We start from the raw sequence: 21,620 nt of genomic DNA, 5'->3' as shown, positions 1-21,620 counted from the left end.
CTGCATGAGTTCCCATCAGCCTCACGGGAGGCTTGGTGATCAAGAGGGCAAGGAGTGATGGTTTCCGCGGAGCCGAGCATAGGCCCCACCGCGTTGGTGAACCCCACGCCGGATCGCCGCTGACCCGCTTCGGCGGCGGGCGACCACGACCCGAGGGCGGGGCCGCCGCGCTCGTGCCGTCCACGACGGCGCCACGTCGTGGGACGTGGCAGGAAATGACCACTAAACACTTGGGCGCTCCCGCGCCTCTCCTCCATGTCCAAGCGGTTTCCGCAAACGCGAGCCGTATCAACGGGCGCTCACAATGGATGAGGGGCGCACATGGGTAACACTGAAATCGCCGCTGTAGTGGCAGCGGTGGCTGCCGGGCACGCTGGTGGGCTGTTCGTCAGGGCCGCGGGCCGTTGGGCCGGCGCCAGGATGCGCCGACTGTGCCGTGCGACCGCCATGCTCGTGCTGCGCCGACTCGCTGCTGAGTCCGAGGTCGACCAGATGCGCAGCCTGCGGGACGAGAGGCAGAGTTGAACGTGACGACCATCGATCTCCCCCCGGACCCCGACGCCGGAAAGTCCCCGGAGCAGCGCGGGCGGACCCTGGCTGAAGATCTTCGCCGCTCCATCGGACACTGCCGTGCCTGGCAGGGGCAACTGGCGGCGGTGGACGTGGTGTTGCGCCAGGCGAGGACGGCCGGTTACCGAGTCGACGCGAAGCCGGATGCGGCCGCCGAGCGGATGAGGTGGTTCCGTTCCTTGGAGGATTGGCTGAGCGGGAAGCTGAGCCAGCTCGGCGCGCTGCAGCCGGGGCTCGGCACCCGGGCTGACCAGGCCTGCGAGCCCGACCCGCCGGCGGCGGTTCAAAACGAGCCCGGGGACAAGTGGTTCGAGCCGCCCGTCCGCCTTTCGCAGCGGGCGCTGCGGGTCGTCGTCCCCGCCGAACCACCACCGGAGGTGGCTTCGGCTGTCGATGTGCTCATCCGGGCATGGCGCGACGCGCAGCAGATTGATGACGCACTGCATTCTCTGCAGGATCGCTGGGAGCTCTTCCAGGCGCTGATGGAAGACATCGACACGTCCTATCGCGCCTGGAGACCATTCCTGCTGCGCTTCGTACGAGCCCGCGCACTCCAACTGGGTTTGTCGCAGACCGATGTCGACCCCGAAGGAGTCGTCCAAGACGCCTTCGTGGCGACGCTCCCGCGATGGGCCGAACTCGACGATCCCAAGGCCTACTTGTTCGTCGTGGCCCGTCGTCTCGTCGGCCGAGCGGTTCCGGACGCCGCGATCCGTGCGTCGGCCGGGACGGAGGATCTTCTCTTGGGTGCCGAGACGCACTGGCGATGGAACTCACTGAGCCCGAACTCCGACGCGGAGACCGTGCGGGTCGCGCGGGCAGTGGTCGCGGCCATCGCACAGCTGCCCGAGCGTCAGCGCATCGTCAGCTATCTCGGCTTCGTCCAGGGCTGGAGCGGTCCCCAGATTGCCGCCTACCTCGAGTGTCCGGCCAGCACCGTGCGCGCCAACCTCCACCTGGTGCGGAGCAAGTTCTACAGCATTTGGTTCGCTCGGGCCGGCGCACCGGAACTCGCCCTTCGAACGCGGCGCCGCCGACGCGCGGCCTTGCTGCGGCGGGCAATCCCGCTGGCGGGCGTACTGAGCCTGACGGCGGCCGGCGTGGCGTTCGCCGACGGGTGGTGGCGGATCGCGGTTGCCGCCACCGTCACCGCCTGCGTCGGGATGCGTGTCGCCCTCGGATGGCTGCCACTCAGCACGTGGGAGGCATGGTCGGCCTGGTTCCACTGGCTGCGGAACAGTTGCACGCGCGGACAGCGGAATCGGCCCTGAGCCCGCCGGGGCCCGCCGACGTGCCCCGTCGAGCAGTGCTCATGACCTGTGGATCGGCGACGTTCACCACGGTGAGCGCCGAAGGAACGGCCGAGACCGGCTTCCTGATCGACGACTTCGTCCGCGAAGGCGCGCGGCGTGGTCGAGGTGAAGGACCCGCGGGTGAACGGCAGGCGCATCGACGAGGCCACTGATGAGCGCAAGCGGTTCTGATGGGCGTCGACCCTGCGGCCTGCGCCGTGGTGAGGACAGCTGCCCCGGCGTCCAGGCCGCCCGAGCCGCCGGGATGCGCACCTTCGGCTACGCAGGCGGACTGACCCCGGCCGAACGACTCAAAGGCCCCCGGCACGATCGTCTCCCATTGACAATTTCTGAGGAATCCCGGGTGCGTGCCGGGCGGCGTGCGGCCGGGGCTGAGAAAGCCCCCGGCTGTGGGGAAGCGCCAGTCGCGACAGTGGATCGTGTCGGATGAACTGTTGTCGCTCAGAGCACCTGCCACAGGAGCTGGGCTTCGGTTCCGGCATACGAACGTCTTATTTGTGGCCGACCGCCCACTGTTTGGCCGATCGGAACTGACGTACAAGTGAAGGCCGTGCAATATCTGGTCGGCCCGTGCCTGGGAAGGGCACAGCGGTCTGCCGAACCGTGCTCGTCTCGATCGTTCATTTTCAGGGGGGCATCATGCGCATACGTTTACGTGCCTGGATACTGGTCGCCGCGGGCCTGCTCGCCGTCGGCGCCGGCCCGGCGTATGGGGCTGACACGTCGTCGGCCGAGTCGGCGGCGGGGTCCCTACAGTACGACGTGCAGGACCTCGGCACCCTGGGCGGTACCCGCAGCAAGGCGACCGCCATCGACGGCAACACGGTCGCCGGGAGCTCACTGACGAGAGACGACGCCGCCGAACGCGCCTTCGCGTACGACCTGCGCACGCACACCATGACCGATCTCGGCACGCTGGGGCACTCCAGCCAGGCGACCGGCGTGGCGGGGGACTACGTCGTCGGAAAGTCAGACCTCTCCACAGACGGCCCGACTCACGGATTCGCCTACAACCTCCGGACCCGCCGGCTCGTCGACATCGGCACTCTCGGCGGCAGCCGCACCAACATCACCGGCCTCAACGGTGACACCGTGGTGGGGACGTCGACGCTGTCCGGCGATGTGGTCACCCACGCGTTCGCGTTCAGCCTGCGCACCCGGACCATGACCGATCTCGGCAGCCTCGCCGGCCCGTCGGGCGACAGCACCGCGACGGCCGTCAGCGGTGCGATCGTCGTGGGCAACTCCTCCCTGCCGAACACGCCTGCCGCCACAAAGCACGGGTTCGCGTACAACCTGCGCACCCGGACGATGACCGATCTCGGCACCCTCGGCGGTAGCTCCAGCACAGCCAACGACATCAGCGGTTCAACCGTGGTCGGTCAGTCTCGAACGGCCGACAACCGCCTCACCGGATACGCCTACGACCTCCGCACCGGCATCCGCACGGACTTGGGGTCCCACTTCCTGACCGCGCAGCTGATCAGCGGGAGCACTGTTGTCGGCGGCGACGGCATGCTCGCCAGCTCGTTCGACCTCATGACGTACACGAGTGCCGTGATCGGCCCCAGGCGTGGTGTCACCACGGCCAGGCAGATCGCCGGGAACCTCATAGTCGGTGACAACTTCGCCCCCAACTCCTTCGCCTTCGTCGCCCGTGTCGACGACGGCGACTTCACCTACCTGGCCTCCCTCGGTGGCCTCAACTCCTCCGCGGCGCAGGTCAATCGCCACGGCATCGTCGCAGGCAGCGCAGCACTTCCGTCCGCTGAGCCCGATACTGCCAACGGCCCCTTCCATGCCGCCGTCTGGGTGCCGCACACGGTGGCGTAGGGGAGGTCCGCAGGGTGCGTGCAGAGCCGGCGCCGGCACGTGCGCGCGCTTGGCCCTTGCCGGAACGGACGTGGCCTCCGGGTTGCTCAGGTCGGTGATTCTTGTGTTCCACGAGCTGTGCCTCGTACAGGACGACGACGAATGGTTCATGGGGCAGCTGGACCATGACGGCTCGGGTATCTGCTGGTCCTCCTACGGATCCGACCTCGCCGAGGCCATCCGAAGCCTCTGAGCCCCCGCATCTTCAGCCCCTTTCACAACAGGCCCTGGCCGGAGGGCGCCTCCCCCGATCGGGGGAGGCAGGTTCGTCCCGGTGGTTGAGCCGTCCGCAGGGCCGTTCCGGCAGAGTTTTCCCAGGCAGCACACACTGCGCTGAACGAGACTTCGGGGGAATCCATGACGACGGCACCGGCACCGGCGCACCACGGCCGCAGCCGGACCTGGCCGGGGTATGCGGCCGCCGCAGCGGCACTCGCCTACGCGGCGCCGCACTTCTGGTGGGGTGCCGGGATCGCCGCTACCTTCCCCGGGGACTTCGCCTCCGCGCCGCACGGTACCTGGGAAGCCGCGATCGGCTACTGGGGGATGGGTGTTGTGGCCCTGATCGGCGCCGTCGTCGCGCTCGCCCTGGTCCGGCCCTGGGGCCTTCGGCTCCCGCGCCGTGCACTCTGCGTTCCGTCCCTGACCGCATCGGTCGGCATGACCCTGTGGGGATTCACCTACTTCGCGCTGCAGTACCTGCTCGCTGCCGGCCGGGTCGTCTCCGCCCCCGCCTTCGTCGCCAAGGACGTACACCCGCAGGCCGCCTGGGGGCTCTTCTGGTACGGCCTCTTCGTCCTGTGGTGCCTCATGCTCGGCGTGGCCGCTTGGAACCGGCTGCGCCAGGAACACACCCGCTGAACCGCCCCGCCACGGCCCCGAAGGACATCCCCGATCTCCATTGGAGCACTGTGCACACCGTGTGTGGTGTCACCACAGCGTCGATCGGAGTTCGACCAGCACCAGGCGGAGGTGATCCTCACCCTGCAGATCGCGCTCGTGGAGGCGGTCGAGGCGTCTCGCGGGCGCCCGGGCGCCGGGGACGGCGTCGCGCACTGTCCGGGCCTCGCGCACACCGGGGCGCGGCCCGTCGCGCACGCGCTGGACGATCGACTTGAGATAGCACCTCTGATGACCACCCCCCAGCCGCTCGTCGAACCGTTCTCCGAGGCGCTCAGGGAAGCCGCGCAGACCGCGGCGATGGCCTTCCCGCTGATGATGACCGTGACGGACGCGGTCCGCCACGCCACCCAAAAACGCCTGAACGGCAAGGAGGAGGAACTCGGCGAGGACGCCGAGAAGGTGGTTCCAGGCTGGTCGGCCGACCAACTGCGCGGCACCCTCGACGCCGACGTCCTGACGGAGCTGATGAAGGGTGCGGACTGCTGGTGATGGCCCGCGGGCTCGTCGGATTTCAGCAGGCCGGTGTCGACCTCGGGGTGTTCCTGCCGCGTGTGGGCCGCATGGCCGCCGGGTCCGTCAGGCCGTCGCCGCGAACATCGTCCGTACGAAGGTGGAGGGCACCGACCGGTGGGCCGACCTCCTGCGCCGCGCGATGCCTGAGGGCCTGGTTCACGACGAGATCCTCGCCTCCCCGGCCTGGCCGGACATCGCGGTCGCGATGGGCAGCCTCGATGCCAAGGGCATCGCTGTCACCCGGAACCTCACCGACGCGCACGCGGCGGGGCCGGCGTGGACCAGGCCGTCACCCCGGCCGCCGCCAGGGCACCCGCGCCCGCTCCGACCACCCCGGCCGCGACTGCCGCTCCGGCCTCCGCTCCGCGGCCGGCCGACGCCCGGGTCCCCTTGAGTTGTCACCGCGCCCCGGTAGGGGCTCGCGGCGGACGACCGAAGTGGCTTTCCGGCGCCTTCGATGCTGACGGCGTCGGCGTCAGCCGTGGGTGGGCATCACGTAGTAGCAGTAGCTGGCGTACGCCCCGAAGCCGGTGTTCCAGTTGCGGTTCTGCCGGATCGCGTCGTCGATCTGCTGCCACAGCACCGTGCCGGTGTCGGCTGCAGAACGACTTCGGCCTGTCGCCCGACGGTGTGGTCGGCCCGGTTGCCGGCGGACAGCCGCCGCGGGTGTGGCCGGAATGCGGCTGCGCAAGATCGACCAAACCGTAGACCAGGCCACCGACAACGGGGCGCTTCCGAAGGCACAGTCAGCCGCCACCGCGGTGACGCGTGCACAGTGTGCGGTCCGGCGGGTGCGGTCGGCGCAGGACGGTGAACCGCCCCGATGCCGGTCCGGGTCAGTCCGTGAGCGCGGAGGGTATGTAGTGGGCGGCGTAGGCGCGCAGTTGCGGGTCGGTCAGGCTGTCGCCGCCTCCCGTGCCGTGCAGGACGTGCCACAGGCGGTTTTCCAGCCAGTAGCGGTGCGCGAACGCCTCGAACGACGGGGCGCACCAGCGGATCTCCGCCCGGTGAGCCTCTACGATGACCGGCTCGTCCCCGGGAAGGGCCTGGGTCTCGTACTCGTACTCGTAGTCCACCGGGGAGACCACCACGAACGTGTCGCCCGAGGGGCGCAGGTAGAGGTACCAGAACAGGCAGTCCTGCTGGTCCCGCAGGAACCGGACCAGGAAGGCCCCCGGCTCGACCGGACTGGGCAGCGGTTCGGAGATGCTGGTCCAGCAGGCGGTCACCGAGACCTCGTCGAGCACGAGATGGTGCGGGCTGCTCTGGAAGGCGGTGAAGTCGGACGGCAGGCCCAGCCCGTGCGCGGCGAGCGCCTCCGCCGCCGCCCGCAGCGGGGCGGCCCGTTCGGGCACCGGGCCGCCCGCGCCCTCACCCTCGGTGAGGCCACCGAGCCAGTCGAAGGCGCCGGTGTACCGGGACGGGTCGAGCGGCGGAAGGCTGTCGTGCGCGTAGTGGTCATAGGTGTGGTCGCCGGGCCGGTACTCCCCGAGGTCGGTGGCGTACCACCCCTCCTCGAACCCGCCCGTCGCCGATACGGATACGTCCTGGCTGCCGGCCATGTGAACCCCCTGATGGTGACTGTGTGTGAGACTGGCTCCAGCATCGCACCTGTCACTGACAGAGCGGCCCGGAGACGGGGACCATCCGGTGCATGACGGTGAGGGGCACCGCCGGATTGCGAGCCGCGTCGCATCACCCCGCGACCTCGCCGGCGCCGCGATGATCAGCCCCGCGGCCCTGACCCACCGCATCGACCTGCTGGTTGCCAAGGGCCTGGTCACCCGCGCGACCGACCCGGACAACCGGCGCCTGGTGCGTACAGAGCTCACTGCCGAGGGCCGCAGCATCGCCGAGGGCCTGATCGAAGGCCACCTGGCCAACGAGCGCGAACCGTCGAAGGCCTCAGCTCCGAGGAATGCCAGCAGCTGGCATCACTGCTCCGCAGGCTGCTGACGTCCTTCGAAGGCGATTCCCACACAACCAAAAGCTCCTGACGCGACTTCCGGCTCGTTCGCGCCCCGCCCCTGCCCCTGCCCCCGCCGCCGCAACGTACCGACCGTCTACTGCGCGACGCGGGCTCGGTGGCGCCCCCCTTCAGCCGCCGGACGACCGCCCTGTACTCGCCCAACCGACTCCCGTCCCAGCTTGCCGGCACCTCGGCGGTGGCCCACGCCGGCACGGCGCGCCGGATTCGCGGCGATGTCGAGCCGGTCAAAGACTTCCCTGGAGGCGAGACCAGTTCCTCCGCCGCGGAAGCCCTGCTGGGTCAGGTGTCAGAAGCCCCACGGGCTGAGTTCGACGATGGCCGCGAACAGGTGCCCCCATACGTCCTCTGCGGGCGATTCCTCGTCCACTGCGAGCGGTTCGAGGGCGGCAACCTCGCGCAGGAAGTCCTGCTTGCCGTTCTCGCCCGGGTACGAGTTCCAGCAGGCGCTCATGAACCGGTACACGGTCTCCAGTAGCCGCACGAAGGTCTCGGTGTCCCGGGCGAAGGGGAACGGCCCCTCGCCGTCGCGGACCATCGACACCGCACCCGTCTCGGGGTGGACGAGTACCAGGCCGGTGTCGGCGTACGCCAGGTCGAAGGTGCCCAGGTGCAGCAGGCCGTTCTCGTCGGGCTCCAGCCCGTGCGCCTTCCCATCGGCCCAGGCCAGCTGAACGTGGCGACCCCGGCCGCGAACCACGTCGGCAGCCCCGCCGTCACGGCCAGCTCCCGAGTGGGCTCGTGACTCAGCGCGGCGGGCAGCTGGTCCTGCGTCAGCAGCACCATCCCGCCCGCGGCGAACGCCTCCTCCAGCTGGCGATCGCGGAGTTCGTCCGGGCAGGGAAGAGGCGAGTCGGGCACGCGCCGCACTCTTCTGCGCGCGTGCGCCTGCGCGGTCCGTGACCGCCTCGCCGCCGGTAGCGCGGTGAGGCGGTCACGCCTCACGTCAGGAGATACGCAGGCGCACATCGGCGCCGTACTCGCCGCGGAACTCCCAGTGGAAGTTCTGGCGGACGCCCGAGTTACATGCCTTGGCCGTTCGTGAGGCGGAATCGAAGTAGGGATCGGCGGTGACGTAGGCGCACTTGCCGTCCATGCGAGTGTCCTCGACCCATCCGTCAATGATCAGGTAATTCGTGCCGCCGTCCTTCACGCAACGCTGCTCCCAATGCGCCATCGCCCCATCGGTCTTGGGCGAGGCTGAGGCCGGGCACTGGGCAGCACTTGCGGGGACCGCCGTTCCGAACAGCGCTCCGCCGGCCACGACTACCCCGGCCATTGCCACGCCCAACGTCCTGGTAAGTGAGGTCATGAGCTGTCCTTCTGCTGGATTGTTGGACGTGCAACGTAGGCACGTCACAGCAGTGCAGAGCGAGCGTTGACCTCTGATGAGGGAAGTAGTGCACCCCTGTGGGTGACCCCGGGCCGTTCCGCCCCTCACCCGCACCGACGCTTCCCTGTCGACCGGCCGAGCGCTGCAGGCCCCCCAAGGTCCCTAGTGCCTCCCGTCTTCCACGCGGCTCTCAGACCTGCTGAGCGGTGCATTCCCTGCGACCTCCGTGTTGTCTCACCCGGCGGACGCTGAGTGTCCGACTGCCGGCCAGCGGGTACGGCTCGATGACCTCCCGCTCGCCATCCGTCAGTTGTGCGTCGGTGGCCTTGCCTTGCTGTCCCGTCTCACTCCGTCTTCGCCGGTGGTCTGGTAGTTGAGTTGGGCGAAGACAAGCGGTGGGACGCTGCTTCCGTGCTTGTCTCACTCGCGTCGTCGCTGGTGCTCAGACCGATGGAGGTGTCGTCTCCGTTCCGGCTGCCGGTGACGTCGATTCGGGAACGGAGCCTCGGCCCGGCCCGGAGGCGCTCGCAGCGGAAGACGGCCCGGCAGCGCGGACCCGCTGCCGCCTGAAAGCCGGGACACCCACCAGCCCGAAGCCAAGGGCCGCCGCTACGAGATGGCCGACTGTGGTGAAGTCCGGCAGCGGACCGGTCCAGTCGGCGCCGCCGAGGGGCCACGCGAGCACGAAGGCAGCCCAGGGGAGGCGGCCCCGGCGCGGCAGGGCGAGTGTGCCGATCGCCAGCACGGTCTGGGCGCCGTAACTGACCCCGTAGTCCGAGGCCTGCCGCACGGCCGCTGGATACCAGCCGTGCTGCAGCGCGACGGTGATGACGACAGCGGTGAGCAGGGTGGCCGCGACATGCCCGCCGAGGAACACGGCTACGGCGCGCAGCTTTCCCCACCGCCACTCCGCCCAGGCCAGGAAGCAGCACACACCGAGGCCCAGGGTGATCAAGGTGCCCACGAAGCCGAGTGAGGTGACGTCCGTGAGCGTGCCGTCGAAGAACAGCACGCTGCCGAGCAGTGCGGGCAAGGGATGATCTTGCAGGTTGTCGAGGTTGGTGCTGAGGTAGCCCAAGACGGTGGCCGCCCGATCGGCGGACAACCCGTGGCTGACCCAGGCGTGGCCGGCCAGGAGCAGACAGACGTAGGCGAGGGTCAGCGGCGCACGGCGCGGGTACCCCCGCACGGCACGGAGCGGTCTGTTCAGAGGGCCCCACAATGACTGGGAGTTCATACCAGGGCATTCTCCAGGTCGGGCCGAAGGTGAGGATCAGCGGGTGATAGCAGCCATCCTGACCGGGGCCGCGTCACCATCCCTTGCCCAGCAGGCCGGTCGGCGCTGATTGCCTCTTCTTTCCTCTTCGAGCGGAAATTCAGCCAGAGTCGTGATCCGGATCTGTGGAAGTCGAAGCCGCCGTGAAGAAGTCCGTACGCCATCCGGCCCCGCCTGCCTGGGCGGTCTCGCGCGAGCCGGGTGCAGGCGGCAGTACCGGCTGATGGGAGGGGGCCGGTCGTGTCGAGACTGGCCACGGTCGAGCAGGCCCTCACCCAGCGGGACAGCCTTCTCCGCGCAGCAACACCCGACTTACGAAGACCGCTCAGCGTGCCATCCCGTGGCCGTGCGGTGTCGGGGCGGGACGGGTCCGGGACAGCTTCGCGGCCCTGCCGCGGGCCGTTTCGAACGCCATGACCGGATTCCCGCCCTCGCGCCAGGGGTGGGCTCCGCACCATGGTCCGATCTGGCGGAACTGCTCCAGGGCGGCCGCGTACATCATCGACCGGAGCATGTAGTGCGCCAGCAGGTGGCGCAGGACCGGAAGGCGCTCGTCGTCGGGCGCGACCCGGTCGAAGGAGGCGGCGATCTGCTTCAGCAGGCTCCTGGCCATGGGCGTGACGGGCAGCGCGACAGCGGCGGACCGTTCGGTGAGCTCGTTCAGCGCGTGCAGGTAGATCCCGGCGAGCGGACTGCCGGCCGGGGCCTTGCGGACCGCCTGTCGGGCGAACCGCATCATCAGCCGGTTGCTGCCGTACCACTTGGCACACCAGTACTGGAGGGCCTGCCAGTGCCCCTCGTAGTGGTGGGGTGCGCGGGCGACGAGCCCGTCCCAGAGCGGCCTGAACTGTGAGCGGCCGTACTGCGCTCCGCGCGCTGCCGTGACCATGACGACCCAGGGGCCCGGGTTCGCGGGGTCGAGCAGCGCGGCCTTCCGGGCCTCCTCGATCGCGGCCGGAAGCATGGCGCGGAAGCGGTTCATGTCCGAGGTCATGACCTCGTGGGCGTAGCCGCTGCCCCGGATCTCCCAGGCGCGGTGGACCATGATTCTTGCGTGGAGGGTTGCCGCGTCGCAGTTCCCGGGCTCGGCGGCGCGCCAGGCATGGAGCCAGGCGTCGTCCTCCCGGGCGACCTGCTGCAGGAGCTCCAGCCGGGCCCACCGCTCGTCCCAGTCCTCGCCCGCCGCCCGGACGTACCGCTCGGCGGAATGCCAGTCCCCTTCCCACGCGGCGTCGGCGACGGCCTGCCTCTCCTGTGTCCGGTGTGCCGACGGGGGCGGACCGGGGCGCCTCGAGTCGAGCTGCTCACGGGGCGGAAGGCCGTAGGCGGACGCTACGAAGTGCTTTCCGGCCCAACTGTCGACACTGCCGGGGGTGATGAAGAGGCGGTAGAGCGCGATGAGAAGCACCCCGAGTATGACGGTGAGGAAGATGATCACGGCGGGGAATAATTCCCGAACTGATCACTTTGCACAATAGCCCAGGCCAATGAAAAGGCGAGGTCAGAGCGGGGGTGCAGGGTCACACACCGCTTGGCCGGCCCGGCGGCGCCTGTGCCCGTCGGCGGGGGACGGTCGTCGCACGCGCCGTGAGCGGCGGGCGAGTGAGTGACGGCGTCGGCGGACGGCCTGGGGGCGATCGCTGTGAGTCCCGACAGCCCCGTCCCACCCCTCGGTTGCTGCGCTCAGTCGTGATCACCGTGCTGTGCCGGGTCTGGTGCGGGCGTCGTGTCTTATCGTCCCGGCCGCTTGTCGGCATGGGTCACGGCTGCACGACACCTGACCGCTGGGGCGGGGCCGGGCGGCGCGCCGGGCCGATCTGCAAGGCCCGGTCGCGTCGCTACCGCGGCAACCGACGACCGACGTGCGGAGGGCCTCGGGAAACGGTTGTGCGATTGTCGGTGTGGCGTGATAGTCACTACCTTCACGGGAGGTGATCAATGCCCTCCTCGTTCGAACGCAACAAGGGGTGGGGGCATGGCGTTGCTCCGTCAATGGGGAATCACGCTGGGGAAATGGGCTGGTAGGCCCGTCGCGCGGGTTCAGGAGGACTCGGGCGATCCCGACGTGCGGCGCGTGCGCGAGGCCGCCGCGGCAGCGGACTGGGCCGCCGTACGCGAGGTTCTCGAAGCGCGTCCCGAGAGCGAGGACCGGACCGAGCTGCTGTGGGCCGTCGGTGATACCGCGGGGGTGGAGCGGTGGATCGCCGGGGTCCTCGAAGCGGATCCCGAGGCGGCCCTGCCCCGGCTCGTTTCGGGGATCCGCCACATCAGCTGGGGCTGGGAGGCGCGGACCGGGGCCCGGGCCAAGGACGTCTCGCGCGAGCAGTTCGAGGTCTTCCACGCGCGGCTGCGTACCGCCGAGGAGTACCTGTACGAGGTGGCGGAGCGCGAGCCGCTGTGGACCTCGCCCTGGTACGGCCTCCAGATCACCGGCCGCGGTCTCCAGGTCGGGCAGACGACCGCGCGACGGCGCTTCGAGGCGACGGTGCGGCGCGACCCGGTCCACCTGGGAGCGCACCAGCAGCAATTGCAGCAGGTCTGCGACAAGTGGGGCGGATCGCAGGAGGAGATGCACGCGTTCGCCCGCGCGTCCGCGTTCGGCGCCCCCGCCGGAACCAAGCTGGGCCAGCTCGTCGCCATCGCCCACCTCGAACACTGGCTTTCCCTCGACTCCGGACCGGACTCCACCTACATGCGCCGGCCCGAGGTCACCGCATCCCTGCAGGAGGCCGCCGACCACTCCTTCCGTCACCCGGACTTCGTTCGCGGCGGAGGGTGGAACCAGGTCCTCAACACCTTCGCGATGGCCTTCTCGCTGGCCGGGGACCGTGACGCCGCGCGGGAGTGCTTCCGCATCACCGACGGCCGCGTGACGGAGTTCCCCTGGTACTACCTGAACGGCTCCGACCCGGCTGCGGCCTACCGCGAGCAGCGTTCGTCGACCGGACGCTGAGACGCGGGGCGGCGTGGGCCCCGGGGGACCGCGGGGGACCGCCTGGGCTGCGAAGCCCCGCCGGCCACCGCCCCCGCGGCAGTTGCCCCGGCTCCGAGGGCCGTTGCCCCGCACCCGCGCACCCCGCACTCGCGCACCGCACCCGTGCACCCCGCCTCCGGGCAGCCGCCCCACCTCCCTCACGTCTCCGCCCGGCCCCGCCGTGCCGCCGCCCACCGAAGGACTCCGTCAGGTGCCCAACTCAGAGACCGCCCACACCTTCCAGGTCGACCTGCGCGGCCTGGTCGACCTGCTTTCCCACCACCTCTACTCCAGCCCCCGCGTCTACCTGCGCGAGCTGCTGCAGAACGCCGTCGACGCCATCACCGCGCGGCAGGCCGTCGACCCCGGCGCGCCCGCCACCATCACGGTGCGCACCGGCGACACCCTCACCGTCACGGACACCGGGATCGGACTGACCGAGGCCGACGTCCACCGGTTCCTCGCCACCATCGGCCGCAGCTCCAAGCGGACCCCCGACGGCGTCCTGGACGGCGCCGGCGTCGACGCCGCCCGCGGCGACTTCATCGGACAGTTCGGCATCGGACTGCTCGCCTGCTTCGTCGTCGCTGACGAGATCACCGTGGTCAGCCGGTCCGCCGCCGACCCCTCAGCGCCCGCCGTCGAGTGGCGCGGCCACTCCGACGGCCGCTACACCCTCCGCACCCTGCCGGCCGCGGCCGTGCCCGATCCGGGCACCACCGTCCGCCTCACGCCGCGCGCCGACAACGCCGAGTGGACCACCCCGCAGCAGGTCGTCTCCCTGGCCCGCCACTACGGCGGACTGCTGCGGCACGAGGTCACCGTCGTCGGCCCGCACGGCGAGACCCACCAGATCAACGAAACACCCCCGTGGGACCGGCCCCACCGCTCCCCGCTGGCCCGCCGCGAGGCGATGACCGCCTACTGCCGCAGCCTCTTCGACTTCACCCCACTCGACACGATCGAGCTAGATCTGCCGGCCGCCGGGCTGCGCGGCGTCGCCTACGTCCTGCCCACGGCCGTGAGCCCGGCACAGCGCGCCGGCCACCGCGTGCACCTCAAGGGAATGCTCCTCACGGACCAGGCGCCCGAACTGCTCCCGGACTGGGCGTTCTTCGTACGCTGCGTCGTCGACACCACCAGCCTGCGACCCACCGCCTCCCGCGAGGCCCTGTACGAGGACGGCACCCTGTCCGCCGTTCGGGACGCCCTCGGCGACCGGATCCGCGACTGGCTCACCGGGCTCGCCGCCAGCGACCCGTCCCTGCTGCACCGCTTCATCGATACGCACCACCTCGCCGTCAAGGCGCTCGCCCGCTACGACGACGAGCTGCTGCGCATCGTGCTGCCGTGGCTGCCGTTCGAGACCACCGACGGCAACGTCACGCTGGAGGAGTTCGCGCGTACGCACCCGACCCTGCTGGTCACGCGCAGCGTCGAGGAGTTCCGCCAGGTCGCGCCCATCGCCTCGGCCGCTGGACTGGGCGTCGTCAACGGCGGCTACACCTACGACCGCGACCTCGTGCACCGGCTGCCGGAGATCCGCCCCGGTACGGCCGTCACCGACCTCGACCCGGCCACGGTCACGGCTCACCTCGACGCCGTCGACCCGTCCGCCGAACTGCGCGCGGCGGCCTTCCTCGCCGTGGCCCGCGAGACGATCGGCGTACACGACTGCGACGTCGTCCTGCGCGACTTCCAGCCCGTCACCGCCCCCGCCCTGCTCCTTGACAACCGCGACGCGCGCCACGAGCGGACCCGGTCGAGCCTCGCCGCCGACAGCGACGGCCTGTGGGCCGACATCCTCGGCTCGCTGCGCCACGAGACCCCGCGGGCCCAGCTCGTCCTGAACCATCTCAACCCGCTGGTCCGCCAGGCCATCACCATCACCGAGCGCGGACTGGCGGTCACGACCGCCGAGGCCCTCTACGGCCAGGCCCTCCTCCTCAGCCGCCGTCCCCTGCGCGCGAGCGAGAGCGCCCTGCTCAACCGGGCCTTCATCGGCCTGCTCACCCACGCCATGCACCACACGGGTACGGCGGCACCCGACTCCGAGCCCCGGAAGGAACTGTAGATGCTGGACACCCCCGAGGCCGTCGTCGAAGCGCTCCGCGAGAACAACGACCGCCCCCACGGCCTGCAGCGCACCATCACCGCCGAGGAGATCGTCGAGGCGGCCGAACCCTTCGACAAGCCCGACGTCCTCGTCACCGCCCTGCTGGAGCTGATGGAGGCGTACGAGTACACCGGCGAGCACCGCAAGTCGCCCGTCGTATTCGCCCGGCTGCTCAAGCTCTGGGACACCGCTCCCGAAGCCTTCAGCCAGTGGGAGGCTCACCAGGTCTTCTGGCGATTCAAGTGGGTGACGACCTCCCTGCTCCAGGTACCCGACATGCCCCTGGCCACCATCCAAGGGTGGATCGATCGGATGCGAACCCGCTACGCGGATGCCGACCACGGCATGCAGCCGGTCGCGGCGATGCGCTACCACGTCGCGCACCACACGGGCGAAGGACTCGCCGACGCCTACGACCTCTGGGCCACCCGCCCCCGTACCGAGCTGAGCGACTGCGAGGCCTGCGAGACCCGGCACCTCGCCGTGCACAGGGTCACCTCGGGCGACGACGCCGGAGCGCTGGACATCTGGCAGCCGGTCCTCGGCGGGGGCATGAGCTGCACCGAGGAACCGCAGATGAGCCAGGCGCGCGCCCTCCTGCCGCTGCTGCGCGCCGGCCGCACCGACGAGGCCCGCTCCCACCACCTCACCGGCTACCGCCTCGTCCGGGGCAACACCGGCATGCAGGACGAGGTCGGCCTCCACCTCGAGTTCTGCGCCCTCTCCCGCAACGAGGGGCGGGGGCTGGAGATCCTCGCGGAGAACCGCCCGCTGTTCGAGGCGACCGGCGCACCCCTGGCCCGCCTCGGCTTCCTCACCGGCGCCGAAGTACTGCTGGCGCGCCTCGCCGAAGACGGACACACCGACACGGCCGTCGCCGGCCCGCCCGGACGCAACTGGACCGCCGGCGAACTCCTCGCCCACGTCCGCGCCGAGGCGGACCGGCTCGCCACGGCGTTCGACGCGCGCAACGCCACTTCCGCAGTGGGGGAGGTGCGCCGCGGGCGCCTCGAGCAGAGCCCGCTGCTCGCCGAGCCGCTGCCCCTCGGCCTGCGTACGTCGCTCACCCGTCCCGCTGCGCCGAACGTCGCGGCAACCGCAGCCCCCGTCTCCTCCTTGGGAACGGACGTCCCCCAGGACTTCGTCGCCCTGGTGCGCGAGGCACGCCGCCTGGGTCGCGCGGGGCATCCGGGAGAGAACCGGCTCTGGACCCGTATCGAGGAGCGCCTCGCCGACGGCAGCGCAACGTACGACGACGAGCTCGGCCCGGAGGAACTGCTGCGGGCCGAGCTCGCCGAGCAGCGTGCGTTCCGGCTGTCCAAGGAGGACCGCGACGCGGAGAGCACCGCGGAGAGCACCGCTGAGCTGAAGCGGGCCGCCGAGCTGTACGAGGGACTGGGCATGCCCTGGCACGCACTCTCCGCGCGCGCCCGCAGTCTGGCATGGCTGAGCGCTTCCGACGACGCCGACCACGAGGCGATCCGAACCGGCCTCGACGCCGTCCTGGCCGAGGCCGAACTCCTCAAGGCGGAAGCCTCCTTGACGCCCCCTGTGCCCGGTGCGGGCTCTGCTGCCGTTTCCGACGGGCCGTCGGAGGCCGAGCTGGAGTACCTCACTGTGCTCTTCGCGGCCACCTTCGCCGCCTACCAGGAGGCGGAGCGGACCCTGCCGGAGCCCACAGTCGCCGCCACGAAGCGCTTCGAGGAGCACGCCGGGGCGCTGCGGGCGGAGGCGGAGCGCCTGTCGGTGCCCCACCAGGTGGCCAACGCGCTCCAGTTCGCCGCGGACCTGGCCGCCCGCAGCGGTGACCCCGAACGCGCAGAGGAGGGCCTGCGGGCCGCTCTCGCGGCCGTGGACGCCTCCGGCCGGCCCTGGCGCGGTTCGCGCCCGCGCGCCCTGCTCGCCCAGTTGATGCTCGGCAAGGGGGAGCCGGCCGAGGCGGTGGAACTCCTGCACCGGGCACTCGCCGACGCGGCCCGGTACGACGACACGGACTTCGCGGTGGCTCCGACGTACGCCCTCCTCGGGCACGCGGCCTCGCACCTCGACGATGTGAACGGCGCGGTGCGTCACCTGTCGGAGGCGGCGGCGCGGTTCGACCAGGACGGCGCGCACGACGAGGCCACCGACGTACGGCTCCAGCTCGCCGACGTCCTGGCCCGGGGCGGCCGACAGGCGGACGCGGTCGCCGTCCTGGAATCCGTCCTCGCCGGTGAGGCCGCAGCCTCGGGCGACGAGCGGGCACTCGCCCAAGCCCGTCTGACGCTGGCGCGCGGACTGCGGGAACTGGGGGAGTACCTGCCCGCGGCCGAGGAGTTCCTGCGGCTCGCGGACGCCGTCGCGGCGTGGGAGGAGGACGACCGCCGGGTCCTCACCCTGGTGGCGGCGGAGGCGGCGACCGCGCTGGCGATGGCCGACCGGTGGGAGGCGGCGGCGACGGCGTACGAACGCGCCGTCGCCGCGCACGCGGAGGCACCGAACGCGCCCCTGATCATCCACATGATGTGCGAGTTCGCCCGGCTCACCCTCCAGGCCAGGGGACCCGAAGGCCTGGACACGGCCCTCGACCACCTGACGCAGGCCGACGCGCTCCTCGCCGCCGTACCGGAAGACACCGACGCCTTCGCCGTCTGGTACGAACGCGGCAACGTGCACTACCGCCGCGCCCGCGTCCTCGCGGAGGCCGAACGCTTCGAGCAGGCCCTGGCCGAGGCGGAGGGCGCCGTCGCCGCCCATGAGGAAGGCGGGGAAGAGGGCGAGGTACCACGCGCCGAAGCGGTCCGGATCGCGGCCCTCATCGAGGGCAACGGCCTCGCCCGCTTCAAGGAGGCGGTGGCCCGCCTCACCACGGCCGCCGACCGCTGCCGCGCAGCCGACCTCCCGGAAGCGGCCCACATCCTCGACGCGCTCCGCGACGACTACACGAAGCGGTAGCACCGGCGAGCAGCGGTGCCCTGCCGGGGGACGCGATCTCGGCAGGGCACCGGACGACGTACACGCCCTCTGCGGCCGCGTTCACATGTGCTGGGGCGGAACGGGCGTGGCCTGGGAACGGTTGTGCAGTCAAGCCGTGCTGTGTGTTCGGGCTGGGCTGCACTCCACGATCTCTCGTGCTGCACGCAGTCTGCTCGGGTGGTCCTGCAGCAGTCTGGTGGTGATCAGGACCGCTTGGAAGATGCTGACACCTTTGTCTTTCAGATGCTGCTGGACGGTGTCCATGTCGACGTTCGCGTCCAGTAGCCGTCTGCATTCATCGATCTGATCGCCGATCTGTTGTGCGCGTCCAGGGGTCAGTCCTTGAACATTGGCGAGGAGCTCTTCCGCGGTGTGGCTTGCCATGTCCGGGATTCTCGCAGTGACTTGGTGCCGCTCACAGGGGGTTTTGCTTCAGCTCGCTCGGTTACGCTCAGCGGCGACACATGTCGAGCAGGTGATGGCGCAGCTCGTGCAGGGTGTGCACGGCGACCCAGCGCAGTGAGCGTTCCTCGCGCTCGGGATAGGTGTATACCAGTGTGCGCTCCCAGTCGGAGGGAGACAACCGGTCGAGAACATCGGTGAACAGTATTGTCGCGTCCTGGAGTTGACGCGCGACATCGGCGGGCTCTTGCTGGGCATATCCGTCGTGCTCCACCCGCTCGTCGCGCCCCATGGATTCGGCAACCGGCGTATCACGACGTCGTGCGGCCAGTACCCGCTCCCGCTGGACGAGCAGCACATCGCGCACGTGGCAGGCGTACTCGAGAGGTGACCACACCTGCGGCGCAGAGCGCCGCCGCAGCGCCGACGGTTCGGCGCACAGCAGGTCCGCGAACTCGCGCGCGGTGTCCTTGGCGAGCACCGAGACCCTCGGCGCAAGGGCGAGGTCGTACTCGAAACCACATTCCGCACAAGTCGTCATGTATTCACGTTAACAACCGTCCTTGCGAGCGTGGCTTGTCCTCGTCCGGTGTCCGCCATCGGGCCGGTATCCCTCGCGCGGGTCAGGCCGACCGCGGGGGCCGTGCGACGGCGACGGAGGGGCCGGGGTGGTGCTGCGGCCGCCGGCGCACCCTTGCGTGGGCCGATTTCGCGCGGAATGAAGTCCCGGGACATGGCAGGGTCCCGGGACTTCTCCGTGCGCTCAACGACCGGCAGGAGTCAAGGTCACCCACCGCTTTCAGGAGCGGTCGGGCGGGGCCTGGAAGGGGTACCGCGAAGGGAGGCCCGGTGCGACCTTGCGCCGGAGGCGCAGGACGCCGCCCCGACCGTCCGGAGCCGCAAGCGCACCACGGCGCCGCCGCGCACTCGATCCGGCCGGTGCGCACCACGCGCCCCGGTGCGTCTGGCCGTGCCTGTGCTCTACCGGAACAGACGGTCACCAGAGGTGGCCATCCGATGGGTGCCGCTGTGGCGGTTCACCCAGTCACGGACGAGGTTGATGGCGTTGGCGCACTGCCAGCTGTCGTCGTACTCGCGCACACCGGTGAAGGCGCCGTAGCCCGCGATGATGCCGTCCACCCGCCCGTCGCCCAGCAGTTTGTCGACGTACCACGGATCGTTGTAGGTGGTGGTCCAGGACAGTGTGGCCGCGAGCTGTCCGGCGTCACGGTCCCCGGCGCCCTTCTTCAGCTCCGCGCAGGTGTTATACGTGGGTTCGGTGCAGTTGCCGAACCCCTTGGTGATGTCGCTGTCGCCGTAGTCCATCACCCGGCGACCGGCCGGGAATCCTGAACCGGAACGGTTGAAGGCGCCTCGGACCTGGTCACGGGTTCCGGTCGTCGTGATGCCTTCCAGGCCGCCGAGCCTGCCTTCGAGGCTCTTCCAGCCCCTGCCGCCGACGTCCGGGGTGCTGCCGCCGTGGTACTCGTAGAACCCGTAGAGCACCTGGATGCCGGCAGCCGTCAGCCGCTGCGCCTTGTCGCGCAGTCCGGCGACGCTGCACCCGCGGTTCTCCTGCTCCCCGCAGTAGTTCGGGTCCTTGATGTCCAGCCAGACGAGCGACAGTCGGCGTCCTGCGTTGGCGTGGGAAAGAATGCGGTCGATCATGCTGTCGAAGCTGGGGCCCAGCCGGTTGTCACCGGCAGAGGAACAGTCGTGATAAGCCCGCCACTCGTTCGGGTTCCACCAGGCACAGACGTCTATCTCGATGCTGTTGGCACCGTGCTTGAGCGCGGCGTCCACGCCGCCCAGGGTGTCGACGCGGTGTGCGATGGCGTAGATCGGGTGACGCTGATCGGCTGCTGCAGCCGGAGTCGTACCGAGCGCGGTGGTGCCGACGATTCCGCAGAGGGCTGCGATCAGCGCCAGTAACTTCCGTGCGACGGCACCACGCCTGAGGTAAGTGATCAAGAACGTACTCCTTCTTCATTGCGGTGTCCCGAAGCGGACAAGTGATCTCATCAATCACATGTTGACGCCCGATAAATGCATGCTGAATGAAAATCGGGTAGGGGTGGCCCTTGAGTGGCGAAAAACCGCCTCCGCCTCTCCCGTCATCTGGCGAGAGACGACCCGAGGAAGGTGAATGAAGAGCCCGGTTCGTCGAGGTGGTTCGGACCGTGGGTCACCGGTTTCGGTCTGACGCGTCGAAGCCGCCGGCCCGGACTCGATGTGAGTCATCCAGCGCGGACGACGCGCACCGGTCGCGGAGCGCACTGACCGCGAGCCGATCCATGGCATGGTCGTCACCAGCATCGCTTGTCGGCGTGTAGTCGGACCCGGGCTCCACCTCGGCCGGGTCAGCGGCGTGCTTCTCCTGCCGAACGGGCGCCATGCCGTTCACGATGGTGTCCCTAGGAGGATGGAGGGCCGGGCCTGTGGACAGGGCCTGGCGATTTCCCCCGGTCCGTGACAAAGCCCGGATCTGGCCGGGCGGCGCTGCTCGGTGAAGGCGAAGGCGAAGGGCGCGCAGCCCACGGTTCGCCGCCGCGGTGCCGCCCGCGAGGAGTTCGTGGACGCACACGGTCACGCGACCAGGCGCAGCCAGGCCGACGCGAGTGCGGCGTGGCCGGCCGGCGTCGGGTGCACGCCGTCCGCAGCCCAGTACTCCGGCCCCGTCGTCGCGGAGAGTGCGGCGAACATGCCGTCAGCTGCGAGTAGGTGCGCGCCGTATGCGCGGGCGAGCTCGCGCACGACCTGGATCTTCGGGTCCAGATCGGCCCGCCACTCTTTCCGGACCTCATCGTCGACGTGCGTGTCACGGGCCTTTACGCTGCCGCTGATCGGCAGGAGGAACGGCTCGATGAGAACCAGCTCCGTGCCCGCTGCGGCCAGAGGTGCGAGCAGCCGATCGTAACCGGCCGCGAACTCCTCCGCGGGAATCACGTGGCCGTCCGGGTCGAGCGTGTGCCAGCCCATGTCATTGACGCCGACGAGGATCGACACCACGTCCGGACGCGCATCGAGCACGTCCATCTGCCACCGGGCTTCCAGATCACTCACCTTGTGACCCCCGACCCCGGTGTTCAGCCAGGTCACGGGCCGGTCCGGGTGCCGGAAGGCCCATTCACCCGCGACGCGCAGCGGGTAGCCGAACCCGAGGCCGTCTTCGCTCTCCAGGCGCTGGCTGTCGGTGATCGAATCTCCGGTGAACATCACAGTGCTTCCCGGGCGGAGGATGATCGTCATCTGTGCTCCTTGACATGTGGGTTGAGGGGAGGGGACGTTTCACCGGGGTGACGGGTGTCGTCCGGCCGGACGCGTACGGCACCCGGTCCGAGGTCGTTCTGCGCCGCCCGGCCTGGAAGTCGCCTCCCCCGGTGCGTAGTTCAGCCGAGCGCTCGCG

At 70.2% G+C, this 21,620-nt stretch carries 19 protein-coding genes; 10 read left to right on the top strand and 9 right to left on the bottom strand.

Annotated elements, in window-relative coordinates; translation table 11 throughout:
* Positions 1-321: 321 nt before the first annotated feature.
* The 6 genes from OG429_RS02615 to OG429_RS02585 all read left to right on the top strand — a co-directional run bounded on the left by OG429_RS02615 (position 322) and on the right by OG429_RS02585 (position 5,147).
* Entirely contained in the window at positions 322-525 is a 204-nt protein-coding gene (locus OG429_RS02615) for a hypothetical protein (protein ID WP_328923625.1), read from the top strand.
* Positions 526-527: 2 nt separating this feature from the next.
* Positions 528-1,841 (top strand): RNA polymerase sigma factor, encoded by a 1,314-nt coding sequence (locus tag OG429_RS02610; RefSeq protein ID WP_328923624.1) that lies wholly within the window; start codon positions 528-530, stop codon positions 1,839-1,841.
* A 681-nt stretch (positions 1,842-2,522) separates the two neighbouring features.
* Positions 2,523-3,716, top strand: coding sequence for a hypothetical protein (locus OG429_RS02600; protein WP_328923623.1), 1,194 nt, complete (start codon positions 2,523-2,525; stop codon positions 3,714-3,716).
* Positions 3,717-3,810: 94 nt separating this feature from the next.
* Positions 3,811-3,948 carry a hypothetical protein gene (locus OG429_RS02595; RefSeq protein WP_328923622.1) on the top strand — a complete coding sequence of 46 codons (138 nt, stop codon included), beginning with the start codon at positions 3,811-3,813 and terminating at the stop codon, positions 3,946-3,948.
* Positions 3,949-4,112: 164 nt separating this feature from the next.
* Positions 4,113-4,616 (top strand): DUF3995 domain-containing protein, encoded by a 504-nt coding sequence (locus OG429_RS02590; protein WP_328923621.1) that lies wholly within the window; start codon positions 4,113-4,115, stop codon positions 4,614-4,616.
* Between the two features lie 66 nt (positions 4,617-4,682).
* A complete protein-coding gene (locus tag OG429_RS02585) occupies positions 4,683-5,147 on the top strand; it encodes a hypothetical protein (RefSeq protein ID WP_328923620.1) in 465 nt (154 codons plus the stop codon).
* 860 nt (positions 5,148-6,007) lie between these two features.
* Here OG429_RS02585 and OG429_RS02580 read toward each other — a convergent pair.
* Positions 6,008-6,733: a hypothetical protein gene (locus OG429_RS02580; protein ID WP_328923619.1), complete on the bottom strand. Its 726-nt coding sequence runs from the start codon at positions 6,731-6,733 to the stop codon at positions 6,008-6,010.
* 88 nt (positions 6,734-6,821) lie between these two features.
* Here OG429_RS02580 and OG429_RS02575 point away from each other — a divergent pair, with 88 nt between their 5' ends.
* Entirely contained in the window at positions 6,822-7,127 is a 306-nt protein-coding gene (locus tag OG429_RS02575) for a MarR family transcriptional regulator (RefSeq protein WP_328923618.1), read from the top strand.
* A 320-nt stretch (positions 7,128-7,447) separates the two neighbouring features.
* On the opposite strand, the gene OG429_RS02570 is transcribed toward OG429_RS02575, so the two are convergent.
* The 4 genes from OG429_RS02570 to OG429_RS02555 all read right to left on the bottom strand — a co-directional run bounded on the left by OG429_RS02570 (position 7,448) and on the right by OG429_RS02555 (position 11,205).
* Entirely contained in the window at positions 7,448-7,858 is a 411-nt protein-coding gene (locus OG429_RS02570) for an SUKH-4 family immunity protein (RefSeq protein ID WP_328923617.1), read from the bottom strand.
* Positions 7,859-8,104: 246 nt separating this feature from the next.
* Positions 8,105-8,470 carry a hypothetical protein gene (locus OG429_RS02565; protein ID WP_328923616.1) on the bottom strand — a complete coding sequence of 122 codons (366 nt, stop codon included), beginning with the start codon at positions 8,468-8,470 and terminating at the stop codon, positions 8,105-8,107.
* Positions 8,471-8,933: 463 nt separating this feature from the next.
* Positions 8,934-9,680 (bottom strand): rhomboid-like protein, encoded by a 747-nt coding sequence (locus OG429_RS02560; RefSeq protein ID WP_328923615.1) that lies wholly within the window; start codon positions 9,678-9,680, stop codon positions 8,934-8,936.
* 412 nt (positions 9,681-10,092) lie between these two features.
* On the bottom strand, positions 10,093-11,205 hold the full coding sequence (locus OG429_RS02555) for a hypothetical protein (protein WP_328923614.1): 1,113 nt from the start codon (positions 11,203-11,205) through the stop codon (positions 10,093-10,095).
* 537 nt (positions 11,206-11,742) lie between these two features.
* Here OG429_RS02555 and OG429_RS02550 point away from each other — a divergent pair.
* The 3 genes from OG429_RS02550 to OG429_RS02540 all read left to right on the top strand — a co-directional run bounded on the left by OG429_RS02550 (position 11,743) and on the right by OG429_RS02540 (position 17,791).
* Positions 11,743-12,720: a hypothetical protein gene (locus OG429_RS02550; protein ID WP_328923613.1), complete on the top strand. Its 978-nt coding sequence runs from the start codon at positions 11,743-11,745 to the stop codon at positions 12,718-12,720.
* A 232-nt stretch (positions 12,721-12,952) separates the two neighbouring features.
* Positions 12,953-14,815, top strand: a complete 1,863-nt coding sequence (locus OG429_RS02545) for an HSP90 family protein (RefSeq protein WP_328923612.1) — start codon at positions 12,953-12,955, stop codon at positions 14,813-14,815.
* Positions 14,816-17,791 (top strand): hypothetical protein, encoded by a 2,976-nt coding sequence (locus OG429_RS02540; RefSeq protein WP_328923611.1) that lies wholly within the window; start codon positions 14,816-14,818, stop codon positions 17,789-17,791.
* Positions 17,792-17,920: 129 nt separating this feature from the next.
* Here OG429_RS02540 and OG429_RS02535 read toward each other — a convergent pair whose 3' ends face one another.
* From OG429_RS02535 to OG429_RS02520, 4 genes are all read right to left on the bottom strand, one after another.
* Positions 17,921-18,196 carry a hypothetical protein gene (locus OG429_RS02535; protein WP_328923610.1) on the bottom strand — a complete coding sequence of 92 codons (276 nt, stop codon included), beginning with the start codon at positions 18,194-18,196 and terminating at the stop codon, positions 17,921-17,923.
* A 67-nt stretch (positions 18,197-18,263) separates the two neighbouring features.
* Entirely contained in the window at positions 18,264-18,755 is a 492-nt protein-coding gene (locus tag OG429_RS02530) for a DinB family protein (RefSeq protein ID WP_328923609.1), read from the bottom strand.
* A gap of 440 nt (positions 18,756-19,195) precedes the next feature.
* Entirely contained in the window at positions 19,196-20,185 is a 990-nt protein-coding gene (locus OG429_RS02525; RefSeq protein ID WP_328923608.1) for a glycerophosphodiester phosphodiesterase family protein, read from the bottom strand.
* A 615-nt stretch (positions 20,186-20,800) separates the two neighbouring features.
* Positions 20,801-21,463, bottom strand: a complete 663-nt coding sequence (locus OG429_RS02520) for an SGNH/GDSL hydrolase family protein (protein WP_328923607.1) — start codon at positions 21,461-21,463, stop codon at positions 20,801-20,803.
* Positions 21,464-21,620 lie beyond the last annotated feature (157 nt).

It is taken from the genome of Streptomyces sp. NBC_00190, assembly GCF_036203305.1.
Taxonomy (GTDB): domain Bacteria; phylum Actinomycetota; class Actinomycetes; order Streptomycetales; family Streptomycetaceae; genus Streptomyces.
Note: the sequence above shows the minus strand (reverse complement) of the source record. Positions and strands in the feature narration are given on the sequence as shown.

Bases quoted from the DNA above. Each gene is read 5' to 3' on its own strand.
- OG429_RS02565 (WP_328923616.1), bottom strand. From the start codon at position 8,470: ATGACCTCACTTACCAGGACGTTGGGCGTGGCAATGGCCGGGGTAGTC.
- OG429_RS02550 (WP_328923613.1), top strand. From the start codon at position 11,743: ATGGCGTTGCTCCGTCAATGGGGAATCACGCTGGGGAAATGGGCTGGT.
- OG429_RS02520 (WP_328923607.1), bottom strand. From the start codon at position 21,463: ATGACGATCATCCTCCGCCCGGGAAGCACTGTGATGTTCACCGGAGAT.
- OG429_RS02530 (WP_328923609.1), bottom strand. From the start codon at position 18,755: ATGACGACTTGTGCGGAATGTGGTTTCGAGTACGACCTCGCCCTTGCG.
- OG429_RS02535 (WP_328923610.1), bottom strand. From the start codon at position 18,196: ATGGCAAGCCACACCGCGGAAGAGCTCCTCGCCAATGTTCAAGGACTG.
- OG429_RS02580 (WP_328923619.1), bottom strand. From the start codon at position 6,733: ATGGCCGGCAGCCAGGACGTATCCGTATCGGCGACGGGCGGGTTCGAG.
- OG429_RS02590 (WP_328923621.1), top strand. From the start codon at position 4,113: ATGACGACGGCACCGGCACCGGCGCACCACGGCCGCAGCCGGACCTGG.
- OG429_RS02615 (WP_328923625.1), top strand. From the start codon at position 322: ATGGGTAACACTGAAATCGCCGCTGTAGTGGCAGCGGTGGCTGCCGGG.
- OG429_RS02600 (WP_328923623.1), top strand. From the start codon at position 2,523: ATGCGCATACGTTTACGTGCCTGGATACTGGTCGCCGCGGGCCTGCTC.
- OG429_RS02540 (WP_328923611.1), top strand. From the start codon at position 14,816: ATGCTGGACACCCCCGAGGCCGTCGTCGAAGCGCTCCGCGAGAACAAC.